This is a genomic window from bacterium, from assembly GCA_029210545.1.
Lineage (GTDB): Bacteria > BMS3Abin14 > BMS3Abin14 > BMS3Abin14 > BMS3Abin14 > JARGFV01.
In genome coordinates this window covers 1-626 of the sequence record JARGFV010000221.1, presented here as the reverse complement: position 1 = coordinate 626, position 626 = coordinate 1, and the positions used below count along the sequence as shown (strand labels likewise).

The following is a 626-nucleotide window of genomic DNA, read 5'->3' as shown; positions in this document are numbered from 1 at the left end:
CATTCTGAAACCAAACGAGAGAGTAATTCCCGGTTTTCTCAGTTGGTGCATCAATCAGTCGTCGGTGCAGGTTCAGGTGAGGGAGCAGAGAACAGGTGCTGGAGCACCGATGATCCCACGTCAAGGCTTCATGGACATATACATCCCGTTGCCTTCACTGGAAATCCAGGAAAAGCATGCTGAACTTGGGGCTCTTCTTTCAAGGGAATACACCTTGAGAAGAAAAGTCCTGGAGGAAACGGAAATACTCCACGCCGTTATCGGCTATAAGGCATTAGAAAAACTGTTCAGAGCCGCCAAGGAGAAGAAGGATGAGTGAAACAACGCCTTGGCGGTGTTTGGGAATGTTGTCGGAAAAACCCCTTGCTTTGAACCCCGCGAATGGCTATTCTTATGTCAGCGAACCCCCCGCGCCTCTGCCCGGCCTGCCGGACAAGCGTAATTCCGGGGGGTGTTTCTTTTTCGGGGCACTGACATGAGATACTCCAGGGCCCCGCTCACCTTCGAACAGCAAGCCGACCTGCTGATCAGCCGCGGTCTTATCGCCGACAGGAACCTGCTCATCTGCAGGCTTAGCACCGTCAACTACTACCGCTTGGGCGGGTACCTCTATCCATTTCGAACGG

1 protein-coding gene is annotated in these 626 nt (G+C 53.2%); it reads left to right on the top strand.

Annotated features, from left to right (window positions below):
• The coding region (locus P1S46_12405; GenBank protein MDF1537264.1) for a hypothetical protein at nucleotides 1-319 on the top strand (319 nt) is incomplete at its 5' end.
• Nucleotides 320-626 lie beyond the last annotated feature (307 nt).